The organism is Paenarthrobacter sp. C1, assembly GCF_049315185.1.
GTDB lineage: Bacteria > Actinomycetota > Actinomycetes > Actinomycetales > Micrococcaceae > Arthrobacter > Arthrobacter nicotinovorans.
Genome location: NZ_CP186052.1, coordinates 4,546,753 through 4,562,365 on the forward strand (window position 1 = coordinate 4,546,753; position 15,613 = coordinate 4,562,365).

Consider the following 15,613-nt stretch of genomic DNA (forward strand, 5'->3'; position numbering starts at 1 on the left):
GGCAGCTATGCCCGGTGAAGTGAGTCGTATTGGACGGCATGGCGGACTGGGGCATTCGGGGCTCCGTAGCCGTTGTAGCTGCCACGGCGCTCCACCATTTCAAAAAACACACTGCCTACTGTGGCCGTGTAGAAGTGGAGGAATTCGCCGTTGGCGTCCCGGTCATACAGGAGGTTGAGCTCCTGGAGGGTGGCCAGGAAGCCCGGTTCAAGATCGAACCGTGCGTCCAGGTCCTCGTAATAGTTGGCCGGAATCTGCAGGAACTCAAGGCCGCGGTCCCGGGCGGACCGCGCCGTGGCCACGAGGTCGTCCACGGCGAAGGCGATGTGTTCCTGGTACGTTTTGCGGGCGTTCTGCGCTTGCTGGGCCGGCGCCAGGTTCAGCACCAGCCGCACCGCGCCGGTGCTGGTTTCCATGACCTGCGAGCGCACCAGGCCGCTGGGGCTCGGGACCTCTGCGAACGGCAGCGGTTCCAGGGCCAATGCGCTGGTGTAGAAGAGGACGGCTTCGTCAAAGTGCTGCCACGGCTGGGCGAGGTTCACGTGGTCAATGACCGCGTTCTGCCCGCTGGGAACGTGTTCCAGGCCTTCGCCGAACTCGTGCGTCCAGGCTGCGGTTCCGTCAGGGCTGCCTTGGCACAGGAAGATCTCGGTGGAGTCCGGGGCGGAGATGCCTTGGAAGACTTCCTCGTCGGCCTGGACCTTGCGCGCCACTACGGGCGCCTTGAGTTGCTGGGCGCGAGCGGAGGCAATCACTGGAGAGTCGACGTCGAACCCCAGGGCCGCGATGGCCGGTTCCGAGTGCGAGGCCGCCTGCTCGTTGATGATGACGCGCGCCTGGCCCATGGTCCAGAGCTGGACGTCCTTGGTGCGGTGGCGTCCCTCGAATCCGAAGCCGAGCTGCCCCAGGAGCTTCTCGAGCTGCGCGGTGTCGTCGGCTTTGACCTCGGCGAAGTTGAAGCCGGCTGGTTCGTTGACCTTGGGCAGCGTGGCAAGTTCCATGGGATAACGACGGCGGGACGAGGCTGCTGCTTCCGTTCCGGCTTCCGCGGAGGTGCCGGCCAGCCACTTTGCGCTCTGTTCTTCCAGCCAGATGAGTGAGCGCATGGCATCCACTGCGGTCCGTTCCACGTCCGACTGGCGGAAGACGTCATTGAAGACCTCAAGCGATACCGGCCCGGTGTAGCCCGCACGGACGACGTGGCCCATGAACTTGGCGAGCTCGAACTGTCCCTCCCCGGGGAAGACCCGGTAGTGGCGGCTCCAGGAGAGCACGTCCATGGAGAGCTTGGGGGCGTCGGCAACCTGCACGAAGAAGATCTTCTCCGCGTTAATGTCCTCGATCGGGGCGGTGTCCCAGTCGCGGGAAAGGATGTGGAAGGAGTCCAGGCAGGTGCCGAGGTTCGGATGGTCCACCATTTCCACCAGGCGGTAGGCGTGCTCGTAGTCGTTGACGTACTTGCCCCAGGCCAAGGCCTCGTAGGCAACCTTGACCCCGTGGTCTCCTGCCAGTCCGGCGAGCGCTGCCAGCTGTTCGGCCCGCAGCTGGTCGTCATCGATGGTGGCCGTGGCCACGTTGGAGCAGACCAGGATGGTGTCCATGCCCAGACGCGACATGAGCTTGAACTTGGCCTCGGCCCGCTTGAGGTTGGCCTTCAGCAGGTCCGGAGTGACGCCGTCGAAATCCCGGAACGGCTGGTAGAGATCCAGGCCCAGGCCGAGGTCGGCGGCCATCTTCCGGATGTCCTCGGGACTCAGCGGGGACGTGACGAGGTCCTGCTCGAAGATCTCGATGCCGTCGAAGCCCGCGATGGCGCAGGCCTGCATCTTTTCCTTCAAGGTGCCCGACAGGCAGACTGTGGCGATTCCGGTGCGCATCAGTGGGCCGCCTTTGCGAGGGTGCCGGCGGAGAGCGCGGTTGCGGCGTCTTCCAGGGCGATCAGCTCCAGGAAGTGCTCCCGCATGCGGTTGCGGTCGGCGTCCCGTCCGGTGAAGAGTTTGAAGGCGTCGGCCGCCTGACCGACTGCCATGCGGCCGCCGTCGAGGACTTTGCAGCCCTTGGCCCGTGCTTCGCGGACCAGTTGCGTTTCGATGGGGCGGTAGACGATGTCCGCCACCCAGTGCCTCGGCTCCACGAGTCCCAGGTCCAGCGGCAGTCCGGGGTGGGCGGCCATGCCGATCGGGGTGCAGTGCACCAGGCCGTCGGCGAGGGGCATGATCTGCGGGAGTTCGTCCGTGCTGCGCGGGGTGACGGTGGCCGCGGGGAAGAGTCCGCTGAGTTCATCGGCACGTTCCGCGGCCCGGGCGGGATCCACGTCCACCAGGTCCAGGGTGGTGACACCGGCCTTGAGGAGCGCGTAGGCGACGGCAGAACCGGCCCCGCCGGCGCCAAGCTGAACGACGCGGCCCAAGGTGGCGTCCGGAAGTCCATCCCTCAAGGCCGAACCAAAGCCGGAGAAGTCCGTGTTGTGTCCGATGAACCGGCCGTCCTGGATCAGGACCGTATTGACGGCACCCAGGCGCGCGGCGTCGTCGGAAATTTCATCAAGGTGCCCAAGCACCAACTGCTTGCACGGGTGCGTGATGTTGAGGCCGTTGAAGCCCATGCGGGCGGCTGCGGTGAGGAGGTCCCCGACGGCGGCGGCCGGCAAGGCCAGCTCCAGCAGGTCGATGGGGCGGTACAGCAAGCGAAGGCCCTGCACATCGGCTTCGCGTTCATGCATGGGCGGCGTGAGCGAGGGCATGACCCCTTCGCCAACGAGGCCCACCAGAACGGACTCGGCTCGGTTGCTCATCCTAAAGCTCCTTTGACTTCAGCACCGCGGCCATTGACGTTTTCTGGGGCGTCGACGGCCGGGTGTTATCCAGATTACTACAAGTGTTCATATTCCGCACGCTTGTTCTTATCGCGAACAAATGACGTGCCAGATGCGTTGTGTCGGGCTGATTTTGGCGTTGCGGGGCCTGCTTTGCGCGCCAAGAGTCGCGTTTAGCGCGCAGAACGGGCCCCGCAACGAAGCTCAGCGCTGCGGCAGGCGGGCCGCGAGTTCAGCCGCAGCCTCCTGCAGGGTGGGCACATGGGCGATGAGTTCCTCCATGCTGAGTCGGAAAACCGGAACGGCAGTGGCCAGCGAAGCGAACGCGTGACCCTGGGAGTTGAGGACCGGGACAGCGACGGCGCGCATGCCGATCTCGTTTTCCTCGTCCATCACGGCGTAGCCCTGCCGGCGCACCTGTTCAATTTCCGCCCTAAAGGCATCCCGATCAGTAATGGAATGCTCAGTGAGCGGGTCCAGGGGAAGTTCCTCGATCAGGCGTTTTCGCTCGGGCTCATCCTCGAACGCGACCAGGGCCTTGCCCACCGACGTCGTGTGCAACGCTCCCAGATGTCCGGGGTCACTGGTGACGCGGAACGTCTTGGGCCCGTCCACCTTGTTGACCGTGAGGTGATGGTCGCCGTCGCGGACCGAGAGGATGGTGGCCTCATGCGTACTGTCGGTGACCCGCTGCAGGACCGGCAGCGCTGTGGCAGCGAAGCCGTGGTGGTTGGAGACGCGTTGTCCGAGCTGGAAGACGCGCAGGCCCAGGTGGTAGCGGCGGCCATCGGGTTCGTAGTCAACGAATCCGTCGCGGGTCAACGAGCCCAGCAGCCGGTAGGTGGTACTGAAAGGCAGTCCGGCGCTTCTGGCCAGATCCGCCGCACTTGCACCCTTCGGCTCGTTTCCCAGCAGGACCAGCAGGCCCAGGGCTTTGCCGACCATGTCGGTCTTTGTGTCCTCTTTCACACTCATAACCCGATGCTCTCACATAGTGAGAGCTATTTCTAGATGGTGATTACACCTCTTGACAAGTGACCATACTCACAGGGATCATTGCTGTATTACGCAAGTAGCTCTCACCATGTGGTTACTAGCTAAGGGATTGACCGGCCGCACCTCGCTTGGGTCTCCCGCTGAAGCTCTATTCGCGACATCGTCGTCACAGAAGGAACACCCAATGAGCCAAACAATGCCGTCAGCGACGCCAGGCATCACCGAAACCACCGGGACTCCCAAGAAGGCTGCCCTCGCCAGCTTCCTGGGCAGCGCCGTGGAGTACTACGACTTCTTCATCTTCGGATCTGCCGCGGCCTTGATTTTCCCGCACGTCTTCTTCCCGGACGCAGACACCAATGCGGCCGTCATGTCCTTTGCCACGTTCGGCTTCGCCTACCTTGCACGGCCCATCGGCGCTGCGTTCCTGGGTCACTTCGGCGACCGGATCGGCCGGCAGAAGGTCCTCATGTTCACCCTGGTGCTCATGGGCGCCTCGACCTTCGTGATCGGCTGCCTACCCGACTTCAAAACCATCGGCTGGGGTGCCCCGATCCTCCTGGTACTTGCCCGGCTCTGCCAGGGTTTGTCGGCAGCGGGCGAGCAGGCCGGCGCGTCATCCATGACCTTGGAGCACGCCCCGGACAACCGCCGCTCCTTCTTCACCTCATGGACCTTGACGGGAACGCAGGGCGGACAGATCCTGGCAGCGCTCGTGTTCATTCCCGTGGTGGCACTGCCGGATGACATCAAGTACGGCATCGGCTGGCGTATTCCGTTCTGGCTCAGCGCAGTAGTGGTGCTGGTTGCCTTCTTCATCCGCCGCACCCTGCACGAGCCACCCGCATTCGCTGAGGCACAGAAGAACAACCAGATTGCCAAGCTCCCTATCGCCGACCTCCTCAAGCACCACTGGCAGGACGTCCTCCGCGTGATCTGCTGCGCGTTCATTGCCGCAGTCAGCACGGTCTTCGGCACCCTGGCCATCAAGTACGCCCAGGACGTTGCGCATGTGAACAGCACCATCACCCTATGGCTGGTGGTTGTGGCCAACCTCGTGGCTCTGGGAACCCAGCCGCTCTTCGGCACGCTGGCAGACCGCATCGGCCGCAAGCCCGTGTTCATCTATGGAGCAGTGGCCAGCGCCATCATGACGCCGGTCTTCTTCATGAGCTTCGAGTCCGGTTCCACGCCGCTGATGTTCCTGGCCGCCGTCGTGTACTTCTCCCTTGGCTACGCTGCCGCCAACGCCGTCTGGCCGTCGTTCTACGGTGAAATGTTCAGCACCAAGGTCCGCTTCTCCGGGCTGGCCATCGGCACGCAGCTCGGCTTCCTCGCCGCAGGTTTCGCCCCGACCATCGTGACCGCCATCGGTGGCACCAAGCCCGGTGGATGGGTTCCCGTGTCCATCTTCACGGCCATCGTCTGCCTCATCGCCATCGTCTCGGCCTCCACGGCGCGCGAATCGGCAAAGGTCCCGACGGCGGAACTCGGCCTGCGCTAGAACGTCACCTCTCCGACGCTCCAGCCCTGTTGCCGGAGCTTCGGAACGGGGAAAGCCCGGCATGTCTCCTGACATGCCGGGCTTTCCGCTGCCCGGTCTGGTGTTCAGGCAAGGCAAGCGGCAAGGAACATCCCAGGCCTACCGTGGATCCAGCAGCACGGACTGAAAGCTCCCCTGACCGGTTCCTGTGTACAGGAAGAGCTCCCCGTTTCCGCCAACACCCACAACTGACGGATTTCCCGTTCCCGTGAAGCCTGTCCCCAAGGCCGCGAACGAGCTGAAAGTGTTCCAGCCGGAACCCAGGGCAACGCGGGCCAGGAATCCGCCGCTGCCATTGCCCGGATACAGCCACAACGCCCCGTCAGTGCCCCGGGCCATGATGTCCTCCCGGCCATCGCCGTTGAAGTCCCCACCCTGCACTACCGAGTCAAAAATGTCCCACCCCGTGCCGATCTGCTTCCACGGGAGGAAGCCGCCCGAACCGTTACCCGGGTAAAGCCACAAAGTGCCGTTGGCTGCCCGGGCCACAAGGTCAGCTTTTCCGTCACCGTTGAAGTCACCCGGAGCCAGCAGCTCGTTGAAGCCCTGCCAGCCCACACCGATCTGCTTTCGCGGGAGGAACTGACCATGGCCGTCTGTCGGGTACAACCACAGCGCTCCGCCGGCTGTCCGTGCGACCAGGTCCGGGTGGCCATCGCCGTCGAAATCTCCGGCACTCAGGACAGTATTGAAAGCATTCCACCCCGACCCCACCTGGACGCGGGGCAGGAAGCCGCCGGAACCGTTCCCCGGATAGAGCCACAACGCGCCGTCAGTACCGCGGGCCAGGATGTCGGCGACGGCATCTCCGTCGAAATCTCCCGCCTCCCAGACCTGGCTGAACTGGTTCCAACCGGCACCGATGACCAAGCGTTCGGCAAAGCCCGAACCGCTGCCCGGGTAGAGCCGCATGGACCCCCCGGAGGTCACCGTCAGGACATCGGACTTCTTATCACCCGTGAAGTCCTGTCCGCTCACGATGTCGCCCACCGCGTTCCAACCGCTGCCGATTGCGACGCGCGGCACGAAACCACCCCAGCCGTTGCCGGGGTACAGGTAGAGCGTCCCGTCGCTTGCCCGCGCCAGAAGCCCGAAGGAGCCATCGGAAGTGATGCTGGTGAAGCCGTTCCAACCCGAACCGATCTGCGACCAGGCACGGAAGCCGCCCTGGCCATCTCCTGGGTAAAGCCAGAGAGTGCCATCCGGCTTGGTCGCCATGACGTCGAGGCGGGCATCGCCGTCGAAATCGCCCACGCCAATGATGTTCGTGAAGCCCTGCCAGCCGGATCCGATTTGCCGCTTGGCGAGGAAACCGCCGTTTCCGTCGCCCGGGTATAGCCAGAGGACACCGTCGCTGGTGCGCGCCAGGATGTCGCTTCGTCCGTCTCCATCGAAATCCGAAAAGCCGGTGATGGCATCGAAAATGTTCCACCCGGAGCCCACCTGGCGAGGGTTGTCCAGCCTGTTGCCGGGCAACCCGGCATAGAGCATCAGGGAGCCGTCGGGCTCGCGGGAGAAGACATCGGCGAGTCCATCGCCGTCGAAATCCCCCGTAGAAAAGCGGACCTTGGCGGTGAGCCGCGGGTCGGCAGTGATGGTGATGGTGGCCGACGTCGACGACACCGAATTCATGGTCACCTGCGTACCGGTGTACGTGGTGAAGGTGCTCCCTGCCTGCCAGGCGTGGTTGCTGGCGTACCACGGGTCGGAGAAAGGCTTGGTGGAGGGCATCAGAATCAGGGAAGAAGCGATAGTGGCGCCGCCGCGCTGGACGATCTTCACGCCCATGTTTCCGGGTTTGCCGGCTGTTCCCAGGTAATTGTCATAGCCGGCAGGTTCCCGCAGCTCCAGGTAATAGACCTCTTTGCTGACGGGATCGGTGAATTTAATCGCCCGCTGGGCTTCGGTGCCTCCCCACGGCTTGAGCGTGTAGCTCTTGGAACCCGTTGCGATGCCCACGTCCCGGATCTCATCCCCACGGCCCAGGCCCGCATAGTCCCAGAACGTGGAACTCACAACCGGCGTCGCGTACTGGGCAGCTCCCATGATGTCGGTGGTGTCGCCGTACTCGCGGATGTAGCAGGACGGATCGGTGAACTGGCCGTTGCTGTTGACCCCGACGTCGGACACTCCGCTGCCGCACTGCAGGGCATCTGCGTGCATCAGGCCTATGACGTGGCCGAACTCGTGGCTCATCACGTTGTTGGTGAAGCTGCTGATCTGGGGCAGGAGCACCCGGCCGCTGTAACTGCCGCTGCTGTACCCGGCGCCCAAGGCGTTGCCGGACAACGTGGACGTCGGAATGAAGATGACCAGCGCTGTGTAAGGACTGGCCGACCAGTTCAACTCCCCCGTGATGGTGGAGATGATGGTGCTGTAACTGTCCGTGGAGCGGGCCTTGGATTGGTGGCCGGCGACTTTGCTGGCCACCGTCATGGACAGCTTGTTGGCCGTCATTGCTTTCCAGTAGTTGCTGGTGGACACCACAGCCTTTTCAGCGTCCGTCATGGAAACCGGGTTGGTGTTGTCCGCCAGTTTCGCGGTGACCAGCCGGACGTTGATGGTGCCGCCCGGACCGGCTGCCGCAGCTCCGTCACGGAGCAGCGAGTCGACGTCGGCCTGACCCTTGGTGGGTTGGGTGGTTTGCGGGAGGGGCGTCTCGAAAACATGCTCCGAGTGCGGTGTGCCCTCAACGAATTGGACGTTCGGATTATCGGGCCCGGGAAGTGGTACAGCCGTGGCAGGGGCCTGGACGAAAAACAGGCCGGCGGCAAAAACCACCAAGCCTGTGGACAGCGCGAGCGATCGCCGTAAAACACCCATTGGTTCTCCCGGGAGGACGGAGCCTGTGGTTGCTGTAAGTCTCAGTAACCGAGATCAGGCTACAACCGCGTCGGCACTGGCCTGCGGAGGCGCCGGACTTCAGACGGGCGCGTCTTGTCGCCGCCCGTCGGGGCGGCGCCCGCGCACGGGCGGAAACGCAACCATCCCGGAATGCTAACCGGACCCTAACCACGCCGAAATACCGTGGCAACATTGCCCCTCCACACTGGAATAGCCGGCAAGTGCAGGCACCAGCTCCAGCCAGGAGGACACCATGCTGAAGGAAGTAACCACTCACACAACACGAATACGCGCGATCAGCCAGCTCCACCGCGGAGACGAGATCGAGGCCCGCCTGTCAGTTGGGCCCGCTTACGACGACGTGGTCATACGCCGCGGACGGGTCCAGGAAACGGCGCCGGGGATCGGTGTCGTCTGGATCATGGATTACGCCTCCGGGATGAGGAAAGCCATCAATACCGACGAATGCAGTGTTTGGCGCGTCGCCTGAACAGTCTCTGCTGGAGACCAGGCTGGACGCCCTTCACCCTCAGCCGCCGGCCACGGACTGGACAATCAAGACCTCCTGGCCCGCCGCAACTTCCGTTTCAAGACCATTCAACCGCCGGACCTCGTCACCGTTAACGTAAATATTCACGAAACGGCGCAGTGCCCCGGTTTCATCACGCAAACGCCTGGCCAGGACCGGATAATCTCCGGTCACCGAGTCCAAGAGCTGTCCAACGGTCACAGCACCGTCGGCGGACGCAGTCAGACAGGACTGTCCGCCGACGAGCGGCTGCAGGACACCAGGCAACAGGACCGTAAAGTCAGCCACAACGGACCTAACCAGGTACCGGGGCGCTGGCTGCTGATTGCTCGACGGCGGTGGCTCCGGCGTCGCTGCCAACAACGACGGCCGCACGAACGCAGAGCACATCCGGCAGGTGCGAGACCACTTCATTGAAGGTCTCGCCCTCGTCGGCGCTGGCGTACACGGAACCACCGCGGGTTCCGAAGTACACACCCACGGGTTCGGCGGTATCCACGGATGCGGCATCGCGGAGCACCGCGTTGTATTCGTGATCCGGCAGGCCCGTGTGCAGTTCCTTCCATGTGTTACCGGCATCGTCGGTTCGGTGGACGCTGAGCTTGCTGCCAGGCGGGATGCGTTCACCGTCAGCCTTGAGCGGGATGACCCAGGCCGTCCCTTCCCGGCGCGGATGGGTGAGCATGACGAAACCGAAATCGGCCGGCAGCCCTTCGGCGATGGAATCCCAATTCTCGCCGTTGTCATCCGTCCGGTACACACCGTGGTGGTTCTGCGCGTACAGACGGCCTTCCACGGAGGCATCGGCTGCGATCTTGTGGACGCACTGGCCGAACTCGGGATTGGGGTCCGGCATGAAGTACGCCGAAATGCCCTTGTTGCGGGGCTCCCAGGAGGTCCCGCCGTCGAGGGATCTGTAGACGCCGCCAGTGCTCATGGCGATGTGGACCTTCTCGCCGGATGGATCCACCACAATCGAGTGTGCCGCCGCGCCGCCGTAGCCCGCACCCCATTCACTGCGGTGGGGGTGGTCCCATAGTCCGCGGTTCAGCTCGAAGTGTTCGCCGCCGTCGGTGGACTTCCACACCGAAATCGGCTCGCAACCGGCCCACACGACGCCTGGGCGGGAGTCGGCGTCGGGGTAGATCTGCCAAACCCGTTCCAGGGCGGCGTCGGTGCCGTCCGGGAATTTGATGGCACCTTGCTCGGGCTCGGTCCATGTGGCGCCGAGGTCGTCTGAATGGGCCACAGTGGGTCCCCAGTGCTCAGACCTTACCCCCACCATGATTCGTGTTTTGCCGTCCCGCGTGTCTATCCCGATGCTGGGTATCTCGCTCATCAGGAAGTGCGGACCGGAGAGGGACCATTCTTTTCGGTCCGGGCTGGTTGCCAGCCACAGGCCTTTCTTGGTTCCGATCGCCAGGACATAACTTTCTGCGGTAGCCATGAGTCCCATCGAACCATCGTGGGGTGGGGAGGGCAATGGGTTTTTGGAGCCATGTGGAGAATCGCAGAGGGCACAACATTGGTCATCTACACTGAACGGCATTCAGAACTGCTCGATCTTGTCCTTGCGTAGATCTGGCCTCAACTTTGATTGGTTCTGCCAGCTGACGGTGAACCCAAGTTCTTCGAGAGCTTCGACTGCGGCACCCGCGTTATCCGCGACGGCAGCGCGAAGTTGCGTGTCCCGCCACAAGGAGCGCCCTTCCCTGAGAGAATCCCGCCAACCAGGTGCGCAGTCAATCGCCAACTCAACAACAAGCATCTCCAGTACATCTTCCAGCGCTGGCCGGAAACGTGGTCCCCCGAGCGGCAGATGCAGCTGCGCGGCCCTGGGCGAAGAACCGGCGGCTCGACGTCGCTGAGTACGCCTGTTGTTACCGGCGTCCTCCATGGCTGCAATCAACGCTACAGACTCTGTGTGCATGTTGATGTGTGCGGACGGCACATCACTATTGGGCTTCCGAATGAAATCGTAACGAAGAATAGGCTCGGTTCGGTCATAATGGAATACAGTAAAAGTGCTCTGCTCCACCGCCAAGTACGTATTCGCTTCGTTCATTTCACAGTAGTATTTGGCACCCAAGCGGAATAAGGGCCTGCCCCCCACCGTGAGCGTCAGACCTTCGGCCTGGACCGTCTTGACCACAACTCTGCTGCCGGATGCGTCAACGTGGATTACGTCCGCGTAGCACCCGAGAAACGCTTTTACTGTGTGGTTGACGCGGGCAGCAAACTCTCCGGCCTTCTGTTCAATGTTGGCGCGGTGTTCCCGCTTGCGTTGAGCTGGGCTACTCACTCAACAAGTAGTTGATATCAGCGATAGCCTCGAATATGGCGTACTGCTTGACACTCAGCGTGTAATCCTCGGCTCGCTCAGTCAGTTCCGCGAGGGTCAAACCCGACTTCTGCAACAGCGAGTCCCGCTCCTGCATCAGTTCCTGGTGGGTTTTGAATTCCACAGCGAGCGCCGTCATCGATAGTCCCTTCATTTCTCCCGTGTCCTTAGTATGGCACCCCTGTCTGACTTTTTTGAGTATCCGCGGTTCGGACGGGAGCGGATACTCGACGGAGATTTGTCTTGGATCCGCATCGTCGTACACGGACATGCCGAGCAGGCCACACATAATCCGTTTTAGATGCTTAGGCTTGTGCCGACATATCGAATCCGTTCCGCCCTGATAACTAAACCTGCGGCAGCGAGGGAGCCCGGCGGTGGTGCGGAAATGGGGAACTCACTAGTAAGAGTTAGGGTTCGGCCTCTCCGGCGCCGGCCGGAACGGTGTTTTGCGATGTCAGGTGGAGGAGGCCGCGTCCAAAGGACCATCGGCCTTGAACGCGCGGTTCCTGCCCGCTGCTTTGGCTTGGTAAAGGGCCCCATCGGCGGTGTGGATCAGCTGGGCCAGCGTTGAGCCTGAAATTGCAGTGGATGAAATCCCGTAGCTGACGGTGGGAAACTCCAGCCCGTCAGGTGCCGGTGCAGCGGCCAGGCGCCGGCTGATCTCGGTGGTGATGGCTTCCGCCGCGACCTCGTCGGCACCCGGCAGGAAGATGACAAATTCCTCCCCGCCGTACCGGCCCACCAAGTCGGTCCTGCGCAACGAACCCTTGCACGCCACGGCAAACGCCCGGATGGCAGCGTCCCCGGCGGCATGCCCGTGGGTATCGTTCACGGACTTGAAATGATCAAGGTCGGCCAGGACAACGGCCGCCGACCTGCCCGCCGTTTGCAGGGCAGCGAGCTCCCGCTCAGCCAATTCCATGAAAGCCTGGCGATTGAACAAGCCCGTCATTCCGTCGCGCGATGCCCGCTCATTGAGCCTCGTGATGAGCTGGTGGCTATTGAGCGCGGTCATGCTGAAGGAAACCAGGACCAGCAGCATGATCAGCAGCAAGCACGTCACCGCCGGGCTGAAATAGGACTGCAGGACCTCGCTGTCCGGCCCTGCCACGGCATAAACCACTATGCGGCAACCGAAGTAGGCCACCAGGACAGCAGCGACAACCAACAGCGGCCGATGAGCTTGCGAGGCCCGCGACTTCAGCAAGGCCAGTTCCCGGGCGGCGAGCGCCATCCCGGTCGCCATCAAAGCGAAGTACACCAACCCGCCCTGCCACGCGCCGTCGGGGTCGGTTTCAATGACTGTCGCCGAAGCCGTTACTGCCGGAGCAGCAAATAGCAGCCATAACGGCGTGCCAAGGTTCCGCAAGGAACGGAACCCCGCCCAGACACCGAAGGCTCCGGCGACCGTAAGAGCGTTGCCCAGGGGGCTGGCTACCCAGCCCCAGTCCGCTTCCTTCAGCCAGTACGCCACGTTGCCCGCAAGCCAGCACCCCAAGGCAGCACACCAATAGGCGCTGTAGAGCGATCGGGTCCTCCGGTAAGAACCCAGGAAAAGAACCCACAGTGTTAACGTCACAACAGCAAGAGCAAGTTTCATGCTCAACAAATCCAACATCGAATCCCCCATTCACCGGCCAGCATAAGGGCCGGCAGGAGAATGGGCGGGACACGACGCGGCGAAGGACCGCAGCTGCAGGGCGGGCTATGCCCCGAAAGAGCTGCTCAGGCCCCGTAGTCCTCGTCCGTGACGTGTTCCAGCCAGGTCACGACCTGGCCGTTCCCGTCGGCCTCCTGCGTCGCGATATGTGCCATGAACCGGTCCGGGGTGGCGCCGTGCCAGTGTTCCTCGCCGGGTTCGATGTAGACAACGTCGCCGGGGCGGATCTCCTGTATCCCGCCGTCCCGCGTAGCCACCAGACCTATTCCGTCGGTGACATACAGGGTTTGTCCCTTGGGGTGGTGGTGCCAGGCAGTCCGTGCACCGGGAGCGAACCGGACGTGTGCGCAGCCGATGGCTGATTGCCCATCCGGGTTCCGGATACCGTCGATCTGCACGGTTCCCGTGAACCATTCCTTCGGGCCGGCTGCTGTCGGGTTGCCGCTTTTCATGTACTTCATGTTTCGCTCCTCAAGAATCAGCGCGTGCCTGCCGTGGCCTTTTCGACGACGTTTTCGGTAGCCGCCCAGGACGCCAGGAGTTTCAAGCCTTCCTCGCTGGCACTTCCTGGCACGGCCGGGTAGACGGTGACGTGGAGGCCGGTATCCTCGTCGAGTTCGAGCTGCTGGTAGGTCAGTTCCAGCGATCCGACCACCGGGTGCTGGAAGGTCTTCATTCCCGAGCGGTGCCGCCGGACATTGTGCGCGGCCCAAAGGGTGCGGAATTCCTCGCTCCGCATGGACAACTCGCCCACGAGTTCGGCGATTGCCTTGTCATGGGGGAAGCGACCCGCGTGGCGGCGCAGGATCTCCACGTTGGTGTTCGCGGCACGGTTCCAATCGGGATAAAAATCCCGTCCGCGGGGATCCAGGAAGATGAACCGGGAGTGGTTCGCGGGGCCGGCCGTGCTCCGGAAGAGGTCGAAGTACATGGCGTAACCCAGAGCATTAGCAGCCACCACGTCCATGCGGTTGTTGGAGATCAGAGCCGGTGCTCCCGTAATGGAATCCAGGAAAAACTGGAGCGCGGGATCGATCGTGCGGGCCGCCTTCTTGACCTTTGTGCGCCCGCCCCGGTTGGCTGTCCGGGCGAGGTCGTAGAGGTGCTCGAGTTCTGCGCGGTCCAGTTGCAGCGCTCCGGCGATGGCGTCCAGGACGCTGTCCGATACGCCGGAGAGGTTTCCCCGCTCCAAGCGGATGTAGTAGTCGATACTGACACCGGCAAGCCGCGCCACTTCATCGCGCCGCAGGCCGGTGACCCGCCGTCGAATGCCGAAAGCTTCGATGCCTGCCTGCTCCGGGGTGATGCGCGCGCGGCGGGACATCAGGAACTCCCGCACTTCCGACCGATTGTCCATGCCCTCCACGTTACGACCCCCGTTGCCCGCGGTGAGAGGTTCTGTTGGAACCCGTATAAACGGTCCCTCCCACCTGTCCGCCAAGCCATGGTCCGATGGATCCCAGTTCACCTGAGAGGCCAATCCATGTCAGCAGATACCCGTACCGCCACGCCCGGCGCACACAAAGAAGGCCCGAACCCCGTGAGCCGTTGGGGCGGTGTCTTCGCAATGTCCTTTGGAGCGTTCGCCGTGGTGGCCTCCGAATTCATGCCCGTGAGTCTCCTGACTCCCATGGCCAATGATCTTCAGGTCTCCGAAGGGTTGGTGGGCCAGGGCATTGCGATCTCCGGGCTGTTCGCCGTCCTCACCAGCCTTTCCGTGTCCGTGGTAACCGGCAGGATGAACCGGCGCACCTTGCTGATCGGGCTGGCCGCGTTGATGGGTGCCTCCGGCGCCCTGATCGCCTTGGCCCCGGGGTACCTGCCATTCATGGTGGGCCGGGCATCCATCGGTGTTGTCATCGGCGGTTTCTGGTCCATGTCCGCTGCCACCGCCATGCGGCTGGTCGCCCCGGCGCAGGTGCCGCGTGCGCTGGCGATCGTCAACGGCGGCAATGCCCTGGCCACAGTTCTGGCTGCGCCGCTTGGCAGTTACCTGGGTTCGTTCATTGGTTGGCGGGGAGCATTTCTCTGCCTGGTGCCGGTCTCGGCGGTTTGTGTGGTGTGGCTCTGGATTTCCTTGCCGTCCCTCGCAGCGCCGCCCAGCGGGAACAAGGCCCGCGACATCCTTACCATCTTCACGGCTTTCAAGGACCGGACTGTCGCATGGGGCATGGCCGCCTGCGGGAGCTTCTTCATGGGCCAGTTCATCCTCTTCACCTACGTGCGGCCCTTCCTGGAAACCGTGACCCACATTGACGGTCCAGTGGTGTCCCTCGTGTTGCTGGTCATGGGCGTATCCGGATTCGTCGGGACCATGCTCATCGGCCGGTTCCTGGGTGCTGGCCTGTACCGGACACTCATGGTGATCCCTGTCGTCATGGCCCTCGTCGCAGTTGCCTTGATCCCGTTCGGTGGCGTGTTCGCCGTCGTCGTTGTTCTGTTGGGTTTCTGGGGGCTGTTGGGAACGTCCGCTCCGGTGGGCTGGTGGAGTTGGGTGGCGCAAGCGATGCCGCGCAACGCCGAACAGGGCGGTGGGCTCATGGTGGCCGTGGTTCAGACATGCATTGCCTTGGGCTCCACAGTTGGCGGAGTGCTGTTCGACTCGCTGGGCTTTGAAAGTACCTTCCTGGCAAGTTCCGTGGTCCTTCTGGTGTCGGCGTTCCTGGCGTTCATGACGAAGCGCGTGTCACGCAGGCGGTAGCCGCGATCTGGCGCCCCGGCCCGCAGCTGTTGTAAATTGAGGGCGAACGTAGGCAGACGCAATCCATCCGGTGGGCCTGCTCGCAGCGGTCAATGCATCGCGAACCCCACCGGGCCTGATGCCGCCGCGCACCCCTGGTATCCCTCGTGCAGCGGCCGGCAGCATATTGCGAAAGGTGCCG

General features: G+C 63.2%; 14 protein-coding genes. 3 read left to right on the plus strand and 11 right to left on the minus strand.

Going from position 1 to position 15,613, the window contains the following annotated elements; translation table 11 throughout:
• Positions 1–5 precede the first annotated feature (5 nt).
• From ACNAOU_RS21320 to ACNAOU_RS21330, 3 genes are all read right to left on the minus strand, one after another.
• Positions 6–1,877, minus strand: coding sequence for a bifunctional sugar phosphate isomerase/epimerase/4-hydroxyphenylpyruvate dioxygenase family protein (locus ACNAOU_RS21320; RefSeq protein WP_079582310.1), 1,872 nt, complete (start codon positions 1,875–1,877; stop codon positions 6–8).
• The gene (locus tag ACNAOU_RS21325) at positions 1,877–2,794 is read right to left on the minus strand and encodes a shikimate dehydrogenase (RefSeq protein WP_018779353.1); all 918 of its coding nucleotides are present in this window, start codon (positions 2,792–2,794) and stop codon (positions 1,877–1,879) included. The genes ACNAOU_RS21320 and ACNAOU_RS21325 overlap by 1 nt, the downstream gene beginning before the upstream one ends.
• A gap of 225 nt (positions 2,795–3,019) precedes the next feature.
• A complete protein-coding gene (locus tag ACNAOU_RS21330; RefSeq protein ID WP_193590248.1) occupies positions 3,020–3,790 on the minus strand; it encodes an IclR family transcriptional regulator in 771 nt (256 codons plus the stop codon).
• A gap of 205 nt (positions 3,791–3,995) precedes the next feature.
• Here ACNAOU_RS21330 and ACNAOU_RS21335 point away from each other — a divergent pair, with 205 nt between their 5' ends.
• Positions 3,996–5,315 carry an MFS transporter gene (locus ACNAOU_RS21335; protein ID WP_422757698.1) on the plus strand — a complete coding sequence of 440 codons (1,320 nt, stop codon included), beginning with the start codon at positions 3,996–3,998 and terminating at the stop codon, positions 5,313–5,315.
• A gap of 138 nt (positions 5,316–5,453) precedes the next feature.
• Here ACNAOU_RS21335 and ACNAOU_RS21340 read toward each other — a convergent pair whose 3' ends face one another.
• Positions 5,454–8,177: an FG-GAP-like repeat-containing protein gene (locus tag ACNAOU_RS21340; protein ID WP_422757699.1), complete on the minus strand. Its 2,724-nt coding sequence runs from the start codon at positions 8,175–8,177 to the stop codon at positions 5,454–5,456.
• A 274-nt stretch (positions 8,178–8,451) separates the two neighbouring features.
• Here ACNAOU_RS21340 and ACNAOU_RS21345 point away from each other — a divergent pair, with 274 nt between their 5' ends.
• A complete protein-coding gene (locus ACNAOU_RS21345; protein WP_210078294.1) occupies positions 8,452–8,688 on the plus strand; it encodes a hypothetical protein in 237 nt (78 codons plus the stop codon).
• Between the two features lie 39 nt (positions 8,689–8,727).
• Here the strand turns inward: ACNAOU_RS21345 and ACNAOU_RS21350 are convergent, their stop codons facing one another.
• The 7 genes from ACNAOU_RS21350 to ACNAOU_RS21380 form a co-directional block, all read right to left on the minus strand.
• Positions 8,728–9,015, minus strand: a complete 288-nt coding sequence (locus tag ACNAOU_RS21350; protein WP_018779357.1) for a MoaD/ThiS family protein — start codon at positions 9,013–9,015, stop codon at positions 8,728–8,730.
• Positions 9,016–9,022: 7 nt separating this feature from the next.
• Entirely contained in the window at positions 9,023–10,183 is a 1,161-nt protein-coding gene (locus ACNAOU_RS21355; protein WP_039243451.1) for a WD40/YVTN/BNR-like repeat-containing protein, read from the minus strand.
• A gap of 93 nt (positions 10,184–10,276) precedes the next feature.
• Positions 10,277–11,029 carry a hypothetical protein gene (locus ACNAOU_RS21360; protein WP_079582307.1) on the minus strand — a complete coding sequence of 251 codons (753 nt, stop codon included), beginning with the start codon at positions 11,027–11,029 and terminating at the stop codon, positions 10,277–10,279.
• Positions 11,022–11,222 carry a hypothetical protein gene (locus ACNAOU_RS21365; RefSeq protein ID WP_144027684.1) on the minus strand — a complete coding sequence of 67 codons (201 nt, stop codon included), beginning with the start codon at positions 11,220–11,222 and terminating at the stop codon, positions 11,022–11,024. Before ACNAOU_RS21365 ends, ACNAOU_RS21360 begins: the two co-directional genes overlap by 8 nt.
• A 303-nt stretch (positions 11,223–11,525) precedes the next feature.
• Positions 11,526–12,671 carry a GGDEF domain-containing protein gene (locus tag ACNAOU_RS21370; protein ID WP_422757701.1) on the minus strand — a complete coding sequence of 382 codons (1,146 nt, stop codon included), beginning with the start codon at positions 12,669–12,671 and terminating at the stop codon, positions 11,526–11,528.
• A 125-nt stretch (positions 12,672–12,796) separates the two neighbouring features.
• On the minus strand, positions 12,797–13,192 hold the full coding sequence (locus tag ACNAOU_RS21375; RefSeq protein ID WP_422757702.1) for a (R)-mandelonitrile lyase: 396 nt from the start codon (positions 13,190–13,192) through the stop codon (positions 12,797–12,799).
• Between the two features lie 17 nt (positions 13,193–13,209).
• Positions 13,210–14,088: a helix-turn-helix transcriptional regulator gene (locus ACNAOU_RS21380; RefSeq protein WP_018779361.1), complete on the minus strand. Its 879-nt coding sequence runs from the start codon at positions 14,086–14,088 to the stop codon at positions 13,210–13,212.
• A 126-nt stretch (positions 14,089–14,214) separates the two neighbouring features.
• Between ACNAOU_RS21380 and ACNAOU_RS21385 the strand changes: the two genes are divergently transcribed.
• Positions 14,215–15,432 (plus strand): MFS transporter, encoded by a 1,218-nt coding sequence (locus ACNAOU_RS21385; RefSeq protein WP_422757703.1) that lies wholly within the window; start codon positions 14,215–14,217, stop codon positions 15,430–15,432.
• Positions 15,433–15,613: the final 181 nt, after the last annotated feature.